The sequence below is a fragment of the Paenibacillus sp. GCM10027630 genome (assembly GCF_042676305.1).
Taxonomy (GTDB): Bacteria; Bacillota; Bacilli; order Paenibacillales; family NBRC-103111; genus Paenibacillus_S.
This window is the reverse complement of sequence record NZ_JBHTGY010000049.1, coordinates 147559-169837: the sequence shown is the minus strand read 5'-3', so window position 1 is coordinate 169837 and position 22279 is coordinate 147559. Positions and strand designations below refer to the sequence as shown.

17 protein-coding genes are annotated in these 22279 nt (G+C 44.5%); all 17 read right to left on the bottom strand.

Going from position 1 to position 22279, the window contains the following annotated elements; genetic code table 11:
- Positions 1-802: 802 nt before the first annotated feature.
- The 17 genes from ACFQ0C_RS23970 to ACFQ0C_RS23890 all read right to left on the bottom strand — a co-directional run bounded on the left by ACFQ0C_RS23970 (position 803) and on the right by ACFQ0C_RS23890 (position 22265).
- The gene (locus ACFQ0C_RS23970; protein ID WP_379370304.1) at positions 803-1978 is read right to left on the bottom strand and encodes an iron-containing alcohol dehydrogenase; all 1176 of its coding nucleotides are present in this window, start codon (positions 1976-1978) and stop codon (positions 803-805) included.
- A gap of 12 nt (positions 1979-1990) precedes the next feature.
- On the bottom strand, positions 1991-3010 hold the full coding sequence (gene pdxA / locus ACFQ0C_RS23965; RefSeq protein ID WP_379370318.1) for a 4-hydroxythreonine-4-phosphate dehydrogenase PdxA: 1020 nt from the start codon (positions 3008-3010) through the stop codon (positions 1991-1993).
- Entirely contained in the window at positions 3010-4335 is a 1326-nt protein-coding gene (locus ACFQ0C_RS23960; RefSeq protein ID WP_379370302.1) for a four-carbon acid sugar kinase family protein, read from the bottom strand. The genes pdxA and ACFQ0C_RS23960 overlap by 1 nt, the downstream gene beginning before the upstream one ends.
- Positions 4336-4482: 147 nt before the next feature.
- Positions 4483-6291: a PrpR N-terminal domain-containing protein gene (locus ACFQ0C_RS23955; protein WP_379370300.1), complete on the bottom strand. Its 1809-nt coding sequence runs from the start codon at positions 6289-6291 to the stop codon at positions 4483-4485.
- 114 nt (positions 6292-6405) lie between these two features.
- The gene (locus tag ACFQ0C_RS23950; RefSeq protein WP_379370297.1) at positions 6406-8121 is read right to left on the bottom strand and encodes an ABC transporter ATP-binding protein; all 1716 of its coding nucleotides are present in this window, start codon (positions 8119-8121) and stop codon (positions 6406-6408) included.
- Between the two features lie 47 nt (positions 8122-8168).
- Positions 8169-8711, bottom strand: coding sequence for an HD domain-containing protein (locus ACFQ0C_RS23945; RefSeq protein WP_379370295.1), 543 nt, complete (start codon positions 8709-8711; stop codon positions 8169-8171).
- A 277-nt stretch (positions 8712-8988) separates the two neighbouring features.
- Positions 8989-11406: a hypothetical protein gene (locus ACFQ0C_RS23940; RefSeq protein WP_379370293.1), complete on the bottom strand. Its 2418-nt coding sequence runs from the start codon at positions 11404-11406 to the stop codon at positions 8989-8991.
- 36 nt (positions 11407-11442) lie between these two features.
- Positions 11443-12255 (bottom strand): HpcH/HpaI aldolase family protein, encoded by an 813-nt coding sequence (locus tag ACFQ0C_RS23935; protein WP_379370291.1) that lies wholly within the window; start codon positions 12253-12255, stop codon positions 11443-11445.
- A 54-nt stretch (positions 12256-12309) separates the two neighbouring features.
- Positions 12310-12762 carry a NanQ anomerase/TabA/YiaL family protein gene (locus ACFQ0C_RS23930; protein WP_379370289.1) on the bottom strand — a complete coding sequence of 151 codons (453 nt, stop codon included), beginning with the start codon at positions 12760-12762 and terminating at the stop codon, positions 12310-12312.
- Between the two features lie 23 nt (positions 12763-12785).
- Positions 12786-14396 carry an extracellular solute-binding protein gene (locus ACFQ0C_RS23925; protein ID WP_379370287.1) on the bottom strand — a complete coding sequence of 537 codons (1611 nt, stop codon included), beginning with the start codon at positions 14394-14396 and terminating at the stop codon, positions 12786-12788.
- 46 nt (positions 14397-14442) lie between these two features.
- On the bottom strand, positions 14443-15327 hold the full coding sequence (locus tag ACFQ0C_RS23920; protein WP_379370285.1) for a carbohydrate ABC transporter permease: 885 nt from the start codon (positions 15325-15327) through the stop codon (positions 14443-14445).
- 16 nt (positions 15328-15343) lie between these two features.
- Positions 15344-16246: an ABC transporter permease gene (locus ACFQ0C_RS23915; RefSeq protein WP_258213294.1), complete on the bottom strand. Its 903-nt coding sequence runs from the start codon at positions 16244-16246 to the stop codon at positions 15344-15346.
- Between the two features lie 149 nt (positions 16247-16395).
- Positions 16396-18423 carry a helix-turn-helix domain-containing protein gene (locus ACFQ0C_RS23910; protein ID WP_379370283.1) on the bottom strand — a complete coding sequence of 676 codons (2028 nt, stop codon included), beginning with the start codon at positions 18421-18423 and terminating at the stop codon, positions 16396-16398.
- A 376-nt stretch (positions 18424-18799) separates the two neighbouring features.
- Positions 18800-19060 (bottom strand): hypothetical protein, encoded by a 261-nt coding sequence (locus ACFQ0C_RS23905; protein ID WP_379370281.1) that lies wholly within the window; start codon positions 19058-19060, stop codon positions 18800-18802.
- A gap of 211 nt (positions 19061-19271) precedes the next feature.
- Positions 19272-19886 carry an NAD(P)H:quinone oxidoreductase gene (gene wrbA / locus ACFQ0C_RS23900; RefSeq protein ID WP_379370279.1) on the bottom strand — a complete coding sequence of 205 codons (615 nt, stop codon included), beginning with the start codon at positions 19884-19886 and terminating at the stop codon, positions 19272-19274.
- 118 nt (positions 19887-20004) lie between these two features.
- A complete protein-coding gene (locus tag ACFQ0C_RS23895; protein WP_379370277.1) occupies positions 20005-21216 on the bottom strand; it encodes an MFS transporter in 1212 nt (403 codons plus the stop codon).
- 188 nt (positions 21217-21404) lie between these two features.
- Entirely contained in the window at positions 21405-22265 is an 861-nt protein-coding gene (locus ACFQ0C_RS23890) for an aldo/keto reductase (RefSeq protein ID WP_379370275.1), read from the bottom strand.
- Positions 22266-22279 lie beyond the last annotated feature (14 nt).

Below are 22279 nucleotides of genomic sequence, written 5' to 3'. Positions count from 1 at the left end.
TCACCACTTTCCAACTTATTTACTATATTATATCAAATTAACGCGGTGAATTAGTGAATTATATTAAAGAAAAAAAAGACTGCCGAGACTTTCTCGACAGCCTGAGAAATTCCAGCTAATCCTTTTTTTCAGTCCCGTCAATCACCCGGTTGGGGTTTGAGGTTGGAATAGTTGGGTTGGGTTGGGTTGGGTTGGGTTGGGTTTGAATTTGAATTTGAATTTAGATTGAATTTGGATTTGTGTTTGGGGCTTGAGTTTTGGAATTTGAATTGGATTTGTGTTTGGGGTTTGAGTTTTGGAATTTGAATTGGATTTGTGTTTGGGGGTTTGAGTTTTGGAATTTAAAATTGGATTTGTGTATGGGGCTTGAGTTTTGGATTTTGAGTATGTTTGAGTATGTTTGAGTTTGGATTAGAGTTTAGATTGAATTGGAGCTTGAGTTATGGATTTAAGTTTGAGAGTAGCTTTAGAACGTTTAATGTCACGAGTAACCGGTGACTCAGTTCTCGTGTGATGTCGAGAAAAAGTTATGAAGGGAGTAAGCAAGGGCTTACCCCCAAGATATCAAAGCTTGCTGATCAAAAAGGACTGTCGGCACTATTTCTTAAATGTGATAACCAGTTCCACATGGGTTCCTGCCATTTATTTACTATAAAAATGATATTATTCAATTCAACAACAGAAACCAGAAATCCGCTTCCAGCCTTTCCAGCGCGCGCAAATCCCGAGCGCCTTATAGCGCTCCAAAGGCCGCCCAAACCCGACTCAGTTATCGTACCTTACATGCGTGACGGTTATTATCTCAGCAAGGAGCAGCCAATAATTTGCGATACAGCCCACTAATATCATCCAGTCCAAGAGGCTTGGGATTATTATTTAAAAGACGAGTCACTTTAGACGCAGCGAGTGTCAGAGAATCGATATGCTCCTCTTGCACTCCGTAATCCCGCAAATTTTGCGGGATATTAAGCACACGCGTCCATTCGGCGATACGCGCAACAACCGCTTCCGCCGCCCTGGAGCTCGACGGCTCCAAAGCCTCAGGCAGTTTCATTGCTGAAGCAACAACTGCCAGACGGTCTTGAATGGAATCCATATTGTATTCCATAACATGTGTTAACAGCATGGAGTTGGCCACTCCATGAGTGATCCCGAACTTGCCGCCCAATGGGTATGCAAGTGCATGCACTGCTGCAGTTCCCGAGGAGGCTAACGCCATCCCTCCATACATGGAGCCTAGCAGCATGCTTTCACGGGCCACAAGTGAATGGCCATTCTCATAAGCCTGCACCAAACTCTCAGAAATAAGACGAATAGACTCAAGAGCGAACATATCGCTAATCGGATTAGCTTTATTCGAGATATAGGATTCAAGTGCATGCGTATAAGCATCCATTCCGGTAGCAGCAGTGATCGAGGGCGGCAAACTTAATGTCAGCACGGGATCCAAAAGCACAAGCTGCGGATACAGATGTCTGCTGACCACCGCCAGCTTCAACTCTTCCTCCGGAAGCGTGACAATGGCGTTCGGTGTAACCTCGGAGCCTGTGCCCGAGGTCGTAGGAATGAGCACCATCGGAATACCGGCTTGACCAACCAAATCTGCCCCTAACATATCGCGAATTCCACTTGAGTTTGTGAACATTACGGAAAGCAGTTTAGTTGCATCCAGCACGCTGCCCCCGCCAACCCCAATCAATACGTCGAAGCTTTCTTCAGAAAATTGATTATAAATCCCAGTTAATTGTGCCTCTGTCGGCTCAGGCTTTATGCTTGTAAACAATTGAGAGCCAATGCCCGCCTGCTTCAAGTCATGTACCAAGTTGTCCAAAAAGCCTGATTTCAGAATAGAAGGCTGGGAAATAATGAATGCAGACTTAACGGTACCGATAGTTTCCCTTACATAAGATACTGTCTGCTGCGATGAGTGGCTGCCCACAACAACTTTTCCAGCCGTCTGAAATTGATACGTTTTCATTGTTTCACCCCGTTATCCTAGAAGCGGTTTGTCCACACTTGGTTTAGGTGCCATCTCGGCCGCCACCCGAATCGCAGTTAACAAGCTTTGTTCATCCGCTTTATTGAGACCTGCTATATCAAAAGCCGTACCGTGATCTACGGAGGTCCTGATAACGCCTCCTTTAAGTCCCGCGGTAATGTTGACTCCTGATTCAATACCAAGCACCTTCACCGGCGCATGGCCCTGATCATGATAACACGCCACCACCATATCAAAGTCACCTCGGCCAGCGCGATAGAACAAAGTATCTGCCGGATAAGGTCCCGTCACACAAATGCCTTCCGCTTCTGCGCGTTTAATCCCGGGAATAAGCTTCTCTTCTTCTTCGCCATTTCCGAATAATCCATTTTCGCCTGCATGAGGGTTAATACCACAAACAGCGATACGCGGTGCTGACATTCCCGCCCGGACTAATGTGTCGTGGGCAAGCTTTACGACCTTATACGTTCTTTCTGGATTGATCATTTCGATAGCCTTCAATAAACCTACATGAGTGGTCAAATGAATGACTTTCAAATTGGGTGTATACAGCATCATCGAATAATCCTCAGTATCCGTCAGGCTGGCCAATATCTCCGTATGACCCGGATATAGATGCCCCCCCTTATGCAGTGCTTCCTTGTTTAGTGGAGCGGTGCATATTGCAGCAATCTGATTGCCTAAGGCTAACTCTATAGCTTTGGCCAAATAATGGAAAGCAGCATTACCCGCCGCAGCCTGTACCTGTCCGAAAACCAAGTCCGTCGGCAGCAAATCCAAATCAACTACCTCTATGACTCCATACTCATATCGCGCTTCCGAAACATTATCAACAACCCTAACAATAGCACTGCTATTGACGATTCGAATAGCTTTCTCTATCATTTTAGTGTCGCCTATTACTACCGGCTTACAAATATCATATAAGGACTGATGCTGAAGCGCCTTCACAATAATCTCAGGGCCAACACCCGCCCCATCTCCCATCGTAATTCCAATGATCGGTTTAATCATCCAATTGTATCCCCCTGTCGTAAATGTTCAATTGCATGAAGCAGCACCTGCTCTGTACCAAACCCGCCTGCTTTTGTTATCGCATGAATGCTCGAATTGCTGCCAATCAACAGCCCTTTGGGCACACCACTTTCTACCTCATCCAGCAATTCAAATCGTAAAGCGCCCCAATGCAAGCATACTTGCTTGGCTGTATCTCCTCCAGTCATAACAACACCTTGCAGTGGGCAGTGATTCATCAGGTAAACCGCTGCTTCGCCCAATGTATCCGCAACCCGCTGACTAACAGCGGTAGGATTCAGACCCAAACCTCTGCCCACTTGATTAGCCTGATTGATGTCTGCCTTATCACCTGAGCTGAACAGCACCACATCCATGCCTTCCCGCAGGGCTTGCTCCGCCTCCGCACAGATTCGCGCAACCTCCATCTCTTTCTTCGCGCTTCCTTCAACCGCAGTATGGGATTGAAGCTCGACCGCCTTAATGGAATCATGATGTTCCAACAGGAAATTCAGCTGCTTTCTGGACTGTTCGTTCACGCTGCCGACAACCAGTAGTACCGAATGATTCGGATTCGCAGCAAGCTCATCATTTTGGTCAATACTCATTGAAGGGACCTCTGCCTTGAGGAACGGCACATAATTGGCTAAGCCGGCAGACCCGGCCCAAACTACATGATAACGGGTTTGCTCTAAACAATTCGCGATAGCTTTCAAATCCGCATCTGAAGTGGTGTCGAATACTACATAACGAATTTGCTGGTCATAAAATAGACTGAGCTTCTGCTGCATATGGTCGCTGCCTTTAGCTATATCCTTGTAATCGACAAGTCCAATTGCCCGGCCTGTTTGTGAATCGAGCAGCGTCGGGATATGGGATTCGCTCACTGGTGTTTTTGGATCCCTTCCTGCAGCTGTTTCATGAACAGGTTTACCATTCACATAAAGGATGCCCTCTCTAACCAATCGACCGCTTTGTGGAAAGGCCGGTGCAATAATGATCAAATCAGGGGCAAGTGCATCATAAACAGCATTAAGCTCTGCACCAATATTACCTCTTAGCGTTGAATCCATTTTTTTATAAATAATTTTACAACCACGACGCCTGATATACTCAGAAGCTGCTCGGACCTCATTGTAAGCTTCTTCTTGACTAGCGGCTCTGCTATCTGTATCAATAACAATCGCTTCTAACCCAGCATCACTTATTGCCGCGGTCTCATCCAACTTGAGTAGTACAGATGTCTTCAAACCACGGCGCGCCAATTGCACTCCCGTATCATTGGCTCCTGTCAAATCATCGGCAATTATTGCAATTTTCAACACATCACCTCAAAACTCACTTGTTTTTCATTACTCCCTCTAAAATGTAGTATATTATATATTATTTTGCAACAGTTAATTTTTAATGTAATAACTTAGTGATGTGTGTTGCATAATTAAGTGATCCATTTCATAAAATTGCTAGCTTTAACTTTCAGTTTGTTTCAGCTTCCGCCATAAAGTTGACCGGTTAATCCCGAGACGCTTTGCTGCTTTGGATTGATTCATCTCCTCTTCCTCCATAATAACTAGAATAATATCCCGCTCTATCTCCTCAAGTGTTTGATTAAGATTGATTTTATTGCTATTCTCTTGTGTATCCGTACCATTAACAACAGGTTTAATTTTCTGAGCTGCCAATAGATGTAAAGCTTCCTCCTCAATAAAATCTCCATCTGAGATTTGAACGAGCCAATCTATCGTTTCTTTAAGCTCAATGAGATTGCCTGTCCAAGGCTGCTGTAGCAGCGCATTCAACACAGAAGTCCTCATGCCTACAATCTGCTTGCCAGTCGTCTCATTTGATTTAGCTATAAAGGACCGGATCAGCGTCTCCAGATCCTCGCTCCTTTCACGAAGTGGGGGAAAGAATAAAGCTTTGTCTTTAATAATCTCATACAGGGCTGGTTCCAAGCTTCCCTCACCTAATAAGACGGCCGGATTCTGTGCGAAGGACAAGATTACTTGGGCCTGTGAAGCCATTATCCACGCTGCTAACGATTTTTGATGAACAAGCTCGATGTTTTCTATCCCATTCAAGTACAGTACAATCGATTCGTCCACCTGCATCAATATATTTTGAAGTCCCTCCACAGAGCGCTTGCCCGATTTCAACAGCTCTATTTCAATGAAAAGCTTGTTTCTAACCGGCTGATCGCTTTGTATCCGAGTTAAACTCCACAGCCGTTTGCCTGTGCCTTTCTCACCATATAAGGCTATTGGAAAATCGCCATGTTCTTTGCCTATTCCCTCAGAGCTAGTGTTTGCAGCATTGTCACGTGATAAAAGAAGCGGATAACTAAGCATGTCCCCCATAGAAAAGCTTACTTTCAGTTCACTATCCATTGAAGGACGAGAGTTCGTTTTCATGTAAAAACCCGGCCCTGATTCTGTCGTAGACGGACCCGCACTCAATACAAAAGGCTGTAAAGGTTCGCAAATCGTAATAACCTCATCAAACACTACTCCTTGTTTCAAACAATCGAGTAAACGAGTGATGTTAGGATTTTGTTCGCGAAGCTCTCCTTTTGAATGTTCCGGGGATATGCCCCATTGCGAGAAGAACGTATTATTTCCATATTGAAACATGTTATTTTCGTCAAAAACAGCAAAGCCTGTGTCCAGATTATTCAGCAGTTGTTCATACAGCGAACATTTCTGCTGGTACCTTTTGACGATGGTCTGCATATACCGGGCTTGTGCGAAAGCCTCCAGCACAGATTCCTTTCCCGAAGTGATGAGCACACCTTCAAGACCAAGCTCCTGCGCCATTCTTACTGTTATCGTATCTCCCAGCACCATGCTGACGCCTGTTTCCTTAGCTTTAACCAACGCTCTTCCTGCTTCATTCTCATGTTCGATAACGGTATGCTGAATCTGGATATCCATAATACGCGATACAGCAATAAATCCATCGATAATGTTAGGAAATCCGATCATTTCCACTTTGGATTGGGTATCCTTTACCAACGTAATAATCCGCATAATATCATAACCAGAGACTTGAATATCAATAACCGGAATGCTGACATGCTGGCGCAAAAGCCTTGCAGTTCCACCGCGGCTAATAATTACATCATATTTTCCCTCTTCAATCTGCGTGACCATCGGCAGCACCTCGGATAGATCCCCTTGCAACATGGATATCCGGAAATCTTGCAACTCTTCCTTCAAGCTTGATGTAAGTTCGATTAAACCCTTATAGGGCGCTATTACTAATGCATGTATTTTCATCATTTATACCTCGTTGCATTTTGATACACTCATTATAAAGTTTTGATTACAAAAATAAAAGCACCTCCAAAATGAAGGCACTTTGCAACAGTTTAACAAATTATATAATTCCGTTCATCAGGACCCAAATTGGGCTTTGTGAAGCCGACTGTACACTCCGCCTGCTGCAATAAGCTCCTGATGCCTGCCCTGCTCGGTAACTCCTTTTTCCGTAACAACTACTATCCGGTCTGCATTCTTAATAGTTGCAAGTCTATGTGCAATAACTAGGGTAGTTCTGCCAGTTGAAAGCTGGGCGAGCGATTGTTGAATCGCTGCTTCTGTCTCTGTATCAAGCGCTGAAGTTGCTTCGTCCAAAATTAATATCGGCGGATTTTTCAGAAACATCCGTGCTATCGCGAGACGCTGCTTTTGACCTCCTGACAGCTTGACCCCACGCTCTCCTATAACCGTTTCCATTCCTTGAGGCTGCTGTTTAATGAAATCCTCCAATTGTGCTCTTTTAGCTGCGTCCCAGATTTCTGCGTCGGATGCATCCAGCTTGCCATAGGAGATATTTTCTTTAATGGTACCTGAGAATAGAAAAACATCCTGCTGGACGATGCCAATCTGTCTGCGCAGTGAGGTTAAAGTCATGTTTCGAATATCAATGCCATCTATCAGAATGCTTCCGCTGTTGACTTCATAAAAGCGCGGCAGCAAGCTGCATATCGTAGTTTTACCCGCACCCGACGGCCCTACGAAAGCAACCGTTTCTCCAGCTCGAATGGAAAGATCAATATTGCTTATAATTTTCTTATCGGCTTCATAGCCAAAAGTAACCGAGTTGAACCGAATATCCCCGTTTAATTTCTTGACTTCGATTGCATTCGGAGCATCAGACACATCCGGTTCTGTATGAAGGATCTCCACATATCTTTTGAAGCCTGCAATACCTTTGGGATAACTCTCAATAACGGCATTAATTTTCTCAATCGGACGGAAGAAAACATTGGACAAAAGCAGGAACCCAACAAAACCACCATAGCTCAGCTCGCCCTGAATAACAAACCATGTCCCACAAATCATGACGAACATCGATACCAAGCGCATCATCATATAACTGACGGACATGCTTTTAGCCATAATTTTATAGGCAAGCAGCTTTGTTTCGCGAAACCGCTTGTTGTTGATCGCAAACAATTCCTTCTCATATTCTTCATTGGCAAAAGATTGCACAACGCGAATCCCTCCAACATTATCCTCAACACGCGCATTAAAATCAGCAACATCCCCGAACAAACGGCGGTAAGTCGTCGTCATTTTGCGACTGAAGAAAATCGCCAGCCAAGCCATAAACGGAATGATCAGGAACGTAAGGATAGCCAGCTTCCAATTAATAAAGAGCATTAGGATAAAAGCGCCAACCAAAGTCATAATCGCAATAAAAATATCTTCGGGTCCATGATGAGCAATTTCCCCAATTTCATTCAGGTCATTGGTGATTCTGGAAATCAAATGACCGGTTTTATTATTATCGAAGAAACGGAACGATAGCTTCTGAATATGCTCGAACAATTTCTTGCGCATATCCGTCTCGATATTTATACCCAGCATATGTCCCCAATAAGTTACAACAAACTGCAGCACGGTATTCAAAATATAAACCGCAAGCAGCCCCGCGCAAGCCCACATTATTAACGACCAGTCTTTACTCGGCAGCAGCTTGTCAACAAATTGGTGAACAGCAAGCGGAAATCCCAGCTCCAGAAGACCGGCAACAACAGCACATGTAAAATCCAAAAAAAACAGCTTCTTATAAGGTCGGTAGTAAGAAAAAAATAATTTAAGCAAACCCGATCACTCTTTCCGTTTTGAAATTAATTGGGATCAAGTACCCACTATACTCCATGTAGTCCTTGCCGTAAATCGTTAATGAAATCCCTCGCAAATTGCTGCATTTCCTTGTATAGAGGCTGAGCTTCAGGCAGATAGCATGCACCTTTTCCGAGAACGTTGGTTTCAAAATATTCCAGTGTTTGCTCTAAGCTTTGGCCTCTGGCAGTACCTGTACATAAGGATTTGACGATTAAATACGTTTTGCCGCCTTCAATCATATGAGCATCATGCAATAATTTGCCTTCCAATGATTCGGGAACCTCATCCTTCTGGGATTCCCAGGAAATCCGGATAATTTTCTCTACATAAGGCTCCTTTAACCCTTGCTGGTATAAATAATCTCTAATCAACTGCTCCTCCAAATAAATAAAACCATGAAAATAACAACCATACTTGATTAATTCATGATCCGTTATTTCAGGGTAATGCATTAACAGACGTTGGGCGGAGTTTATCATTCTATCAATATGAGACAAGTCATGCATAATATCCTTTTTTTCGTAAAAAGGCTTTACAAATTCAATAAGATTAACATTATTAACCATTATGAAGCCACCCCTCAATCGATTTTTTTGGATTATTGCTATCCCTTGGCCCTTTCAAATGATTATATCCGGTATTGCATATTTTGGAAATAAAAATACAGTTAGTGTTTTTGACTCATTTCCCAACCAGACTACTGTGATAGTTTCAAGAAGGCTTAACAAAAAAACTCCCATCCTCATAAAGGACGAGAGTTGTACTCATGTGTTACCTCCTAGTTTTTATGAATACCCTGTAGCATTGAACTCTTCAGGTACGACACTATTATGCACTCGGTATTCATGATGCCCCATTACGGATAATCCAGATCTCGGACACATTCAAACGTTTGAAACCGCTGACTCTTTTAAAAGTTAGCTTAAGCTTCCCATCAGCAAAAGCCTCCTGAGGAATTGGCGATTCAATTTGCGTGCACTCGCCTTGTTTGACCAGCACATTTTCGTGTAAGGCGCTTCCAGCTTGTGCGCTAAGCGTTACCTTGTAATCCCGCGATAATTCACTTGCGGTATCCCCAACGTAAGTAACCTTCACAGTGTAAGATGATCCAGGATCCAGGTGGTCATATTGAAGCGTCAACTGTGTATCGGCCAACGTATTGACATGGCGTGTTGATGCTATCGGAGGAATAGCGCTCTTATCGATCTCCCGTTCGGTTTGCAGCAAATAAATTCCAGGAGCCATTCGCGGGGATTCGAGATAGCCCGGATCATTCTCCCAGCCTTTGCCCTTATCGACCCTCTGCCATCCCTTATAGGAGCCTAAATTGTCATAATAACCGCCAGGCCCCGGATTGGTACGATTCACAATTTGATCAATAGCATTCAGCCTATACTGTTCGTTATCCATTTCCCGGATAATAGCATTTTGAGCAGATAGCCATCTCGAATCATTCAGCGGAAAATCGATAGCATCCATAAACGCACCGCGGCCTAAGGCTATTGCCTGATGCTTGATTACGGATAACTGTGCTCCGATGTTTTTGAACAGCTCGTCAGCCAGTTCCCAGCAGCGCTGCCGATAGGACTCGGCGACAGGATGGGTCTTCGCGCGTAATAAGGCAGCTTCCGCCTGTTCCAGCGCAACAATTGCGCCTAGAGAAGGAGCCGATTTCAATGCATCCATCGCCTCCAACTCCAGCTCCGTTTCGTAGATTAGCCGGCGTTTTATGTAAGCATCATAATAAGCGCGGAGAAGCCCCATTTGGAAACGGTAATTGTTCAAAACTTCCGGAGGAGCCGACTGCTCCATCATCCGCCATTGATTTAAAGTTTGATCTACACCTTCATTGACCGCTAATGGACCCTCCCAGTTTTTCTCCAGAGCTAGCAAGCCTTGTGCAATCCCCTCTGTGTACGCATCCGATATAAAGAAGCGGGCAAAATCGCGTAATGTTTCTACAGCCTCCGTCTTCGAATCCCAGTCCTGATCACTCCATATAAATTTATTCACATCATCGTTAATGCCTTCGGAATATGAAATATTACCAATAGCATAGGATTCGAGCAGGTTATGAATATGCTTCTCCGCCAGTGGGCGCGGATTAATACTCTCTCTCCCCAAAGTTAGCGCAAACGCCAAATCCCAATTGACAACAGGATATTGACAATGGAAATTATGAGTAATATCTTCATAGCGGCGTATTGGATATTTGTCCGGAATGCGACGGCGCAAATCCGGCAATGTAATATCCACATGAGGACCGAAAACTAATCCTCCCAACCATTCCGGTTCTTTGTCCACGTTAGCAAGGAAGCCTTCCAGCCATTTCGCTGGTTCATGCGACATCACCTGGGGCGAAATCCATAACTTGGCTTCAGGATGATATTTCTGAAGCAGCTCCGCTACTTGTGCAGCCCATTCGAACAAGAGATCCGGCTCGAGCTCCCCCGGGTCACTCCCCGGAATAAACACAGCATGAATATGGGGAACCTTGCTGAAAATCTCCTCACGTTCCAGCAGCTCCTCACGAATCGTTGCCGGATCCGCATAATTCTCAGCCATGTTAGGATACCATACCCAGGTGTCGAGACCGTAAGAATCGATGATTTCCGATAAGCGGATCATCATTTTCAATGGGTCCTCCTGCATTAGTGGTCCGGTCGCATCGTCATCCGTCCTGGGAGGCATTATTTCGATGCTGTTTGCGCCGAATATCGCTAATTCCCGAATATATTGTTCAAATTGGGCTGATGACCAAGCATCATAAGCATTCGTTTTGGGACGATAGCCCAGCTGATGACCTCTGCAGGATTGACGTGGTGTACTGGATATGGATAGGTTCGCAGGTACCTGCAGCGACTGCTTCGTCAAGCTTGATTTACGCAGAAATTTGCCAATCCCATAAAGCATCCCCCTCGAATCTGCGCCCACGATCAGTACGACCCTTCTTTCGTCCTTAAATCCAAGCAGCCTGTACCCTTCTTTCCCTGGAAGGGACAATTTCTCAAGCTCTACCGAATAGTCCTTAACCATATCCTGTAAGGAAGCTTCCGTCCCTGCAACAATAACAGGTTGATTGTCAGCAGGCAATTCATGCGTCACAGCTAAAGCAATCCCAGTTCTTTTCTCCGTTTCTTCAATTAACATGGTTATTGCTTTAGCCTCTGCACCCTCAAGCCCTTCCGGCACTAAAAGTACAGCATCCGAAAAGTCCCATGTATCCAATCTTATTTTAACTGCCTCTTGATCCGGTTTCATTTCGCATCCTCCTGCTATCCTTTTATAAGTTAAGGTTTATATATGGATTCTGTTAGTGGTATCCATTGTTTTATCCCCGAGTCCTTCTTTGATCGTCAACAAATCACGGGACATACTCTCCATAAAAGCCGTCATATCAGAAGCATGAATGAACAGATTCATCCCATCCTTGCCCCATCCGATCTCCTGATCGACTCCGAAAAAATAATGGATGCCTGCGGCAACACCAGCTGCACGGGCTTTCTTAATAATCGTTTCCACTGCCTGCACGAACACAGGATGCCGGTACTGCTCTGGTACGCCAAGGCTGCAGGAAAGATCATGCGGACCGATAAGTACGGCGTCCAGCCCAGGAACTGCAAGAATATCGTCAAGTACATCCAATGCAGGCTGGCTTTCTATGTTCACGATCAATATATGCTTACGGTTGTATTCTTCTAAATATTCAGCGAGAACCGGCTCAGCTGCTTCTGTACCGTCCAAAATGTTCTGCAGCTTCCGACCTTTAAGCGGCCTCATTTTCACTGCCCCTCGCAAAGCCTGTACTTGCTCCACCGTTTCTACATAAGGTGCTACAATACCCTCGGCACCGGCATCCAACGCGATGGTTGCTTGATGGGGATCCGGATACGGAATCCGGACGATCGGTGCCATTCCGAGGGCTCCATACGTACGGCACATCCAGGAAAGCTGATCCCTGTCCATGGACATATGCTCGGTATCCAGAAACACGAAATCCAAGCCCAGCTTCTTCACCTCAGCCGGCCAACGGGGAGACGTTGATATTATCAACGTCCCGTAAGCTCTGCCCCCGTCTTTCAGATGGGCCAATAATTCAGTGCTGTTCATCCTTTCATCTCCTTATAAGGGCTATTCCAAAAGTCAGCCATTGAACTTTTAGCATTAAATTTTCACTTTAAAAACTGCTTTTTTTACAGGAGCCGAACCGTAAGCGGCAGCCAGACAAGGCATGTGGGCATCATCGGGATAAAAGATTACAAAGCAATGCTCCTTAACATCCACGAAGTCTCCGTCGCCCTCCAGTACCTTGTAGTCCTTCTCGTCCAGATGGTCTTCTGTAGTAACCAAGTGACCAGCATAGGCATATCCCATCCTCTCCGTACCTTCAAGCATAATCTGGATATCGATATAACTGCGATGCGCTTCCCAGAAGCCCTCCTCCTGTCTTCTCGTGTCGTAGCTCTGAATCATAAGAAATAACTCAGAGCCTTGAATCTCGTATTTACCGGGATCCATTTCATTCAGCGCATGCTCTTGTAAATATTGAAACGCTGCAGCAAATTTCCCGTTCAACCCGTAATACAGCGAAGCATTGTTAATATGATCGATAATCATCCGGTCTCATCTCTTCTCCCTATTTATTTCAATCGTGCGTTGGCATCATTGTAAATTTTCTCAATTTCCAAAGCGCCCTTGCTTTCCAGCTGCTTGGCAAAATCATCATATTCACTGAGCTTTCTTGTGCCCATGATGAACTTATCCATTTCCTGCTGAACCAGTGTATCCACCTGAGTTTTCAGCTGCTTCAATTTATCCATCTCTTCTTTGTTAAAAGGCGGATCCATTATATTTTGAAAATATCCCTTATCCTGATCCATCAATTTACTCCATTTATCCAATTCCGGCGGCGAAATAGCAATCAGCGGTTTTTCGTCCACATAGGTTGCAAAAGCTAACAATCCGGTACCCAGAGCTGACTGCATGGCATGGAACGGGTCTTTTTTATCCGTAAATTTTTGCAGGACACTGTCCAGAACGACAGGCTTGCCGTTGTCCATCTTGTAATGCTCGCCTTCTATGCCGAAGTTGGTTACCATAACTCCCTCATCGCTGTACATCCAGTCCATAAATTTCACAACGGCCTTCGGATCCTTCACTTTGGAGCTGATAGCAAACATATGCCACCAATCCTTCGGATACTCGTAGTTTCGCGTCTGCCCTTTATCGTTTTTCAGAATGCGGATTTGCTCGAATTTAGCCTGAGGATCTTTGGCCTGCAGAGCCTTAGTAAAAGTGAGCCCAAAGGTATTGTTATCATAGTAGAATAGAGACTTTCCGGAGCTTAATTTCTCCTGCCATGTTTGACCTGTATTCACCGCATAATCCGGATCCAGCAGCTTCTCGCTGTACAGCTTGTTCAAATAGGTCAACACCGGTTTGAAATCAGCGGAGTGAGCCGGCCCGTATACATACTTGCCTCCGTTAACGTCCGGATCATAGTAAGTCGGATACCCTGAGCCAAGCGTATAAGCCATATAAGGTAAAAAGTTCGCAATTCCATTCCGGAAAGTAATAGGATAAGTTTCGGGATAGGCTTCCTTAAATTTTTTCAGCACTTGGTACAGCTCTTCGAATGTAGTAGGAGCCTGCAAATTAAGCTTTTTAAGCAGGTCATCACGGATGAGAGGCAGTTGACCGTAACGCACCTTCCATTTCCCCATAACCGGGAATCCGTACAGCTTTCCATCCACCATCAATTTTTTGATCTCGGGATTTTGCTCCATCACCTTCTTAAAGTTGGGAGCAACGTCCAAATAGTCTGTGACAGCAACAAACATACCCGCTTTAGCCAAAGGAGCCGCGTCTAAGAAATTCGTTTTGGGAATACGGATAATTTCCGGAATATTATTGGTTGCGAGCAAGGTTTGCACCTTTTCCGCATAATTCGTGTCAGGGGAAGGCTGAAGCTCGATTTTGACATTCGTCTTCTTGAATATTTCTTGTATAGCAGGAGAATCTGTTACGATAGGCTGGGACGCACCATCGGGCAGCATAACCTTTAAGGTCATGGGCTGGTCGAACAGCTTGCCGCCGCTCGGAGTTTTGGTTTCGGCACTTTTCTGTCCGGGTCCTTCCGCTTTTTGCGACCCTGCGGGGGGCGTACCTTGCGTGCTGCAGCCTATTAACGCGGCCCCGGTTAACACCATGCTTGAAATTAAGGAGATCACTTTTTTCTGTTTAGCGGCCATATATTTCACTCCGTTTCCTATTTTTCCAATCGCAATTGAAGCATCGTTATCCCTTTAAAGACCCCACCATAACCCCTTTTACAAAATATTTCTGGATAAACGGATAGATGGCCAATATTGGAAAGATCGTAATAATAATGACAGCATATTTGATGTTCTCTGCAGAGACCAGAACAGTCATTTCCGAGCCACTGGCGGCCATGCTCTGATTGCCCATCTGTCCTGCTACAACAATTTTGCGCATAATGATTTGTACCGGAAACAGCTTTTGATCATTGAGATAGATCATCGCCGGGAAGAAGCTGTTCCAATGCCACACTGCATAAAACATCGTCATGGTAGCCAATACAGGCATCGAGAGCGGTAATACGATACGCAGGAAAATGTGCACATCATTAGCTCCATCAATGAAAGCGGATTCATGAAGCTCATTAGGAATTCCTGAGAAAAAGGTGCGCATCATGATCATATACCATACATTAATCGCCGGAGGCAGCAGGATTGACCACATCGAATCGAGCAAGCCCAAATTGTTTACAACCAAATAGTTCGGGATAATGCCGCCATGAAAGAACATCGTTAAGATGATTAGAAAGGTAAAAACCGATTTCCCATACAGCTTATTTCTGGATAAGGGATACGCACAAAGAGCTGTCAATCCAACATTAATCAGCGTTCCAAGAAACGTATAGACGAATGTGTTTCCGTAGGAGCGGATGATCGCAGGATCCTCGAGCACTGTTTTGTAAGCTTCCCAATTGAAACCGGCGGGGAAAAACCTCACATCCCCCCGAGATACCAGTAAACCGTCGCTCACAGATATAATCGCCATGTAATAAATCGGATACAAAGTCACTATTACAAGCACCGATAAGAGCAAATAATTGAACCCGTCAAAAAGCCAAGGGCCGATGCCTTTGTTAGTTCTCACAACGCCACTCTCATTTCTACCATAGGCTGGTTTGGCTAACTTTTCTTGCAATGGTATTCGCAGTGACCACAAAGCATAAAACAAGGATCGATTGGAAAAATTCAACCGCTGTAGCAAAGCTGAAATCACTGCCGACAAGGCCCCTGCGGTACACGAAGGTCGATATAACATCAGCTGTTTCATAAGTTGGCCCTGTGTACAACAACAGAATTTTTTCATAACCAATTGACATGATGTTGCCTAAGTTCAGTAAGAACATGATTGTAATTACAGGCGCTATGCCGGGAAGCGTCACATGCAGCATTTGCTTCCAGCGGTTCGCACCGTCCATTGTAGCCGCCTCATACAGCTGCGGATCAATGGATGTAAGTGCGGCCAAATAAATAATAGCGCCCCAACCCACCCCTTGCCATATCTCAGAGCTGACATAGATCGTCCTGAACCAGCCGGGCTGCATCAAAAACTGGATCGGCTCATAACCAAGACCGGCAATGATGCGGTTAATCAAGCCTTCATTGGTTAAGAAATTAATAATCATCCCGCAGATAACGACTGTCGATAGAAAATGCGGCAAATAGCTGACCGTCTGCACAAATTTCTTGAACAGCTTGCTTTTCATTTCATTCAATAATAGTGCTAGTAGAACAGGAGCCGGAAAAAAGAAAAAGATCAGGTAGACATTCATGAGAACCGTATTTCGCACCAGAGTCCAGAAATAAGGATCCGCTAAAAATTGCTGAAAATATTTGATGCCCGCCCATTCGCTTTTCCAAATGCCTTGAAACACATTGTACTCTTTAAATGCTATTAACAGCCCGAACAATGGACCGTATTTAAAGATCACAAAGTACACCATGGGGAGAATCAACATCAGATAAAGGTATTTGCTTTGCAGTATTAATTTTTTTCTTTCACCCATATAGCCGGTCTGTTTAATACCAAAACCTCCTTTCTCTTAAGCTGTTCTATTTGTATCACGGCATAAGCGCTTAAATAAACGTCCATTCCGCGCTTCGTTTGTTCCATTTTGGGAACGTGCTGCATTTGTTTCAGCTTTCCGCCCTTGTTTCATTCTTCCGCTTCCGGCTTGTAGCCCTTAGTTTTCCTGAATTCATTGGGAGGCAAGCCCTCGAATTTCTTAAACAATCGAATGAAAGTCGTTCTGCTGTAAATTCCCACTTGCTCCGAAATATCACTAATGTTCCGGTCGGTGTTCATTAAAATTTCCTTCGCTTTCGTAATTCGGATTAAGCTTATATAGTCGGTCAGATTAATGCCTTTCTTTTCTTTAAACACCTTCGATATGTACTTGGAGGAGACACCCATTTGCTCCGCTATTTTTTCCAAATAAAGATCTTGCCCGTAATTCTCCTCAATATAAGTTACAATAGTCGATACAAGCTGATCTGCTTTATAGGAGTAGTTAGTTCTCTCTTTGGACATATCAGTCAACTCCGTAATAAGAAAATCTTGCCGTGTATCCGCATGCTCCAGCGCCGTTGCCGCATCTTGAAAAGACTTTGCAATACCACTTAAACCCGCGTAGATTTTACCGATACCGATATGAATGCTGCAATACCTGGAATCTTGCCGGAAGGTTTGCACTATGCTCAGCATGGCGCTTTTCAACTCATCCAGCCCTTCGCTCTCATCGATATTGACCAAACATATGAATACATTTTGTTTTGATTCAAGAATATAGGCCGGCACATATTGGGCAATAAAACCCTCGATAATTTTTTTGATTTTATTAATAATAAGCAGCCTTTCCACATCCTGGATCTCTTCATAAAACGCCGGTTTATACGAAAATGTCACTTTACAGCATACAAAAGAATCCTTCCTAAACTGCAGATCCTCCTTCAAAAGCTTGGATAGCTCCTGTTCATTAACCGGCTTGGTCCCAAGAACTGCGTTAAGCAGCACATAATCGAGATAGTCTGTGGAGAAAATATCCAGCTTCTTTTTAAATGTGTTGTTTTTTTCTATGATTTGATGGATTCCCATCCCGATCCACTCTAGCTCATTACCCTTCTTTAGCGGACGATTAGTGTAATCGCTTTCATATCCATCCTGCATTAAAATATCGCGTATTTTTTGGATCGGGCTGTAAAGATTATAAGCAAAAACAAATGACAATACACAACCTGCAATTAATAAAATGACACATATCGAAGCAACTGTCGCGAAAATTTGCGTGGATTGATCCGTAAACTCGGCATAAGGCGTGACCGCATAATAGGTCCATCCGTAGGTACCTGACTTTACATTGGTTAACACATACTTATTGCCGTCAATACGAAGCTCTCCGCTGTTGATCTGCTCCTTTGTAAATTCTTCTATGCTGCTTTTCCAAGGGTCCAGATCTTTAATGCTGGTCCAAATGATATCATTGCTGCTATCGAAAATAAGATAATGAGTGGATGAAAAGCCACCGTTGTTTTGGATCGTCTGGGCAATTCTTTCTACAGATACGGTCATTACCATGGCCGCTTGATGACCATTGACCGTTCTGGCAAACACAAATGGGATCGCGGTTTTTTCCATAGAATTAGTGACTGTTACCTTAGACGGATTCAATTGCTCCAAATATTTATCCGTGCTGATTTTACTTCTCCAAAAGCTTTGATCGTAAGCGGCAAACTGATAAATGCTATTAAAGAAATAATTGAAATTTTCCAGGCCATCCTTCGTATAAACCTTTTCATCATCGACAAAAACAAAAATATTATCAATCAACTCACCGATGTTATTGGAAATACGGGCTAATGTATAAGGAATATTCGGCAAATTCACTTTATCGGCAGGGGCATAGAGCTTGTAAGGGAGTAAATAAGACATCACATTTTTATCCGAATAAAAGCTAAGGCTGCTCCGTTGTGCTGTCAGAAGATATACGTCAATAAAATCTGCGGAGGCTTGAAGGTTGAGTTGAATTTTTTGTTTAAAATCATCCTTTGCCTGGTCATGGAAATGAATATACAAAAACGATCCGATAATAAGAATAGGCAAAAGAAATGATAAAAAGTAAAGCAAGATGCGCAGGAATAATTTATTTTTTAACGGAATATAAGAGCTAATTTGGAATGATTTCATAATTCATGCAGCTCCTCTCGACTGGCTGAAGGTAGTTAGGTAAAAATGCTACAATTGGGCAGCCTAAGTATAAGGCATAGACTCTCGTTTGAATATCACCAAATCGTCGTATTATGTACCGTTTTCACTCATTCAATAAGAAAAGCTGGCCGATGCCAGGTCCTTGATGTAATCTTCGTTTGTGCGTTGGATGAGGGTATGGAATTTCGGCCGCTGTTGAAGTCATGTTTCTTTGCATAGAATGCTTGCAGCGGGAGGAATACGAGCTTCAAAGGGTAGGTTGCATACCCGAGCAGTCGCTTGAGGCGACGACCAGGGCGGATGCTCACACTCCACACCTATTCCCTCTTTTGTTCTACTTTGTGTTGACGCTTCTTTACTTCCCTATGTCGCTATTCAAGCCGCTATTCATAGCAATGAACACCTTTGCAGGATCCCATAAGAAGAGATCACCTGCATATGACCCTATACAACCCGCCAGCACCTCATCCACGGAAGCGAAGGGCAATGCGGAAGTAGTTCTTCCTCTATTACCTGGAGAGCCCAAAAAACAGAGCAATAACGGAAGCGCTAGTTCCGTTATTGCTCTGTTTTTGTGCATAAATGTCCAATTCGGCCTGCATAACGGAATTCCCACTTCCGCTATCTCCTTAGATTAGAGCCAACTGATGGAATAACGGAACTCTCCGTTCCGTACAAAATCCTTCAAGGCTCGTTTTTCCTCCAAGGCTCGTCGCAGCGCAGCTTCGCCGCATCCTTATAAAAATCCCCCTTGATCATGGAGTGCGTTAAATATTTATATGTGGAGAAAGAGAAGAACCTGTTAGGCCATCTCTCCTACCTGAATTTTAACCCTCAAGCCCTTTTTTCACCCATCCGGCCACCGTTACCGTCCGCTTGGCCTGATGAATAACCGCTTCCTTCACTTGCTCCCGCATAGAGCCATTTTGTTCAACCGTTACGCTGGTCCCGTATGGGTTCCCTCCAGCACCGTAGAGAACTGGATCCGTGTACCCGGGCGCTGCAATTATTGCTCCCCAATGATAAAAGGTAGTATTGAGTGCAAGTATGGTTGCTTCTTGACCGCCATGAGGATTGCCGGCACTGGACATCGAGCTTACCACTTTGTTGACTAATTTACCTTGGGCCCACAGCCCGCCTGTTGTATCAATAAATTGCTTCATCTGCGAAGGCATATTGCCAAAGCGGGTAGGAACGCTGAGAATAATAGCATCCGCCCAATCCAGATCGTTTGGTGAAGCTACCGGTACATCCTTTGTTGCTTCCACATGTGCTTTCCAAGCCGGGTTGCTGTCAATAGCCGCCTGAGGCGCCAGTTCTTGAGCTTTCACCACTTTGACCTCTGCCCCTGCTGCTTTACCGCCTTCTGCAGCCCATTGCGCTAATTGGTAGTTGGTCCCTGTTGAGCTGTAATAAACGATTGCTAATTTGACATTAGACATAGTTAATCTCCTTTAATAGTTAAGATGTTAAGATGTTTGTCCATGCATCCGAATTATTATTTGATTTAATATAACTATGTATTCATTGCTAGACCTTCCAGCATTACTAATTACTAATTCAACCGACGTCCGTACCTTTGGTTTCATTGCCGAAGAATAACACAGCAAGAGCTCCAATAACGATTGCCACGAAAAATATAATAAATATCGAAACTATTGCGGCTTCCCGTGCTACCAGAATCCCTACAAGGTAAGGACCGATAACCCCGCCAAGGCGTCCGAAGGAAGCTGCAAGCCCCACTCCGGTAGAACGTACCGCGGTTGGGTATAACTCTGGTGTATAGGCATACATCGCCCCCCATGCCCCCAGATTAAAAAAGGAGAGGCTAATCCCTGCCGCAATCAGCATTAATACAGTTTCCGCACTACCGAACCAGATCGCACTTACCGCTGTCAGCAATAAATACGTGACGAGTACAAATTTGCGCCCGAATTTCTCGATAAAGTAAGCCGCCGTAAAATAGCCAGGGAGCTGTGCCAGAGTCATAATAAGTACATATTGAAAGCCTTTGACAAGGGTGAACCCCTTCAGCACCATAACGGTCGGCAGCCACAAGAACATGCCATAGTAGGAGAATACTACGGTGAACCATAGAATCCATAGTGTAATTGTGGATTTGCGATACTTAACAGACCATACGGAAGCTACACGTTCTCTAAACGTCAGCTTTACATGCGACTGCTCCATATAGCGAGGAGAATCCTTAACGGTTTTCCTAAGGTACAAAGCGTATAGAGCGGGTAAAGCCCCGATAACAAAGGCGGTTCTCCAGCCATATGCAGGAATAACGAAATAAGCTATCAAAGCCGCAAGAATCCAGCCTGCTGCCCAGAAGCTTTCTAGCAGCACGACAGTACGCCCTCTCTCCTCGATAGGAACTGACTCGGAAACAAGCGTTGAAGCCACCGGCAGCTCGCCACCGAGGCCGAACCCGGTAAAGAAGCGCAGCACGCATAATACGCCGAAGCTCGCAGCCAGCGCGGATAGCCCGCTTGAAGCGGAGAAAATAAGCAGGGTCCAGAGTAATACCGACCGTCGTCCGTACCGATCGGCTAACGACCCTGCCACCACTGCCCCTACAGCCATTCCAACCGAGTTTATCGCAGTCAAAAAACCGATCTGTTCTGCTCCTAATTTCCATTCTACAGCTAGCGCTGCAACTATGAATGAGATAATACCCACATCCATGGCATCAAATAGCCAGCTTAGACCAACACTGACCAGTAATTTGCGTTTCTTTGGCCCCTCTAATAAAGCTGCATTATTCATATCAGGTCTCACTCCCCGAATATCCGCTGTAAGCAATATTACGACTTTAGAATAGTATGGATGAGCTATCCCCCTATTATCCTATCTTTTCTCGAAAAAGGATGGTTTTAGTCTCCCAGCACAGAAAATAAGGAGCATCCGGCTCATAATGCAGCCGCTGCTCCTCTTGGTAATGCAATCGCAGTCGATTATCGAACCGCCCATTCTTCTTTGTTATTCCAGTCCTTTGCTTTCCAGCGTAATATCTCCGGGGTACACATATGCATAATTTCCTTCAAGAAGGTCAGCAATTCCACATCCGACATAGGCTTGAAATTCCGGGCTACGGCCAAATTTTTCTCCAGCTCTTCCATGGATGAAATGCCAATTATGGATGTGGATACAGGCAAGCTGAATGTATATCTAATGGATTGCTCATACCAGTCAGCGAGCCGACCTAGACCCAGCAGCTTCATACCGATAACAGCTACTCCCTTTTCATTGGCCTTGGGTAGAAATTCATGTGCAAAGCTGTATATGAAATGATCTGCCGCGGACAAGGCTACAAGTGCACTGTCGAATGGGAATCGATTAATAGCTTCCAATTGAACCTGCGGGTTAGTATGGCCGCTAATACTTAAATACTTAATAATACCCTGCTCTTTAGCTTCAATAAGTGCTTTGAGCGCCCCGTCTTCAGCAAATATTTGATCCAGCTCATCCATTGTGCCTACCGCGTGAAGTCTCCATTCCTCTACGTGGTCTGTTTTAAGTCTTTTAAGACTCTCTTCAAGCTTTCTCCAAGAGCCGTCTCTGGTGCGATCACCGGTTTTTGTAGCAATCCATACTTGATCACGACGGTCACCTAATGCCTTGCCGAGACGTTCCTCCGATTGACCTTTGGAATAAGTAGGTGCAGTGTCAAAATAAGTAATACCTTCATCAATAGCGCGGTTAACAATTTGTATGGCCTCGTCCTCTGTACAGTTATGCTCATCGACAATTCGTTGAGCGCCGAAGCTTAAAATAGGGAATTCATAACCGGTTTTACCAAATTGACGTTTTTCCATAATACTTGAATCCC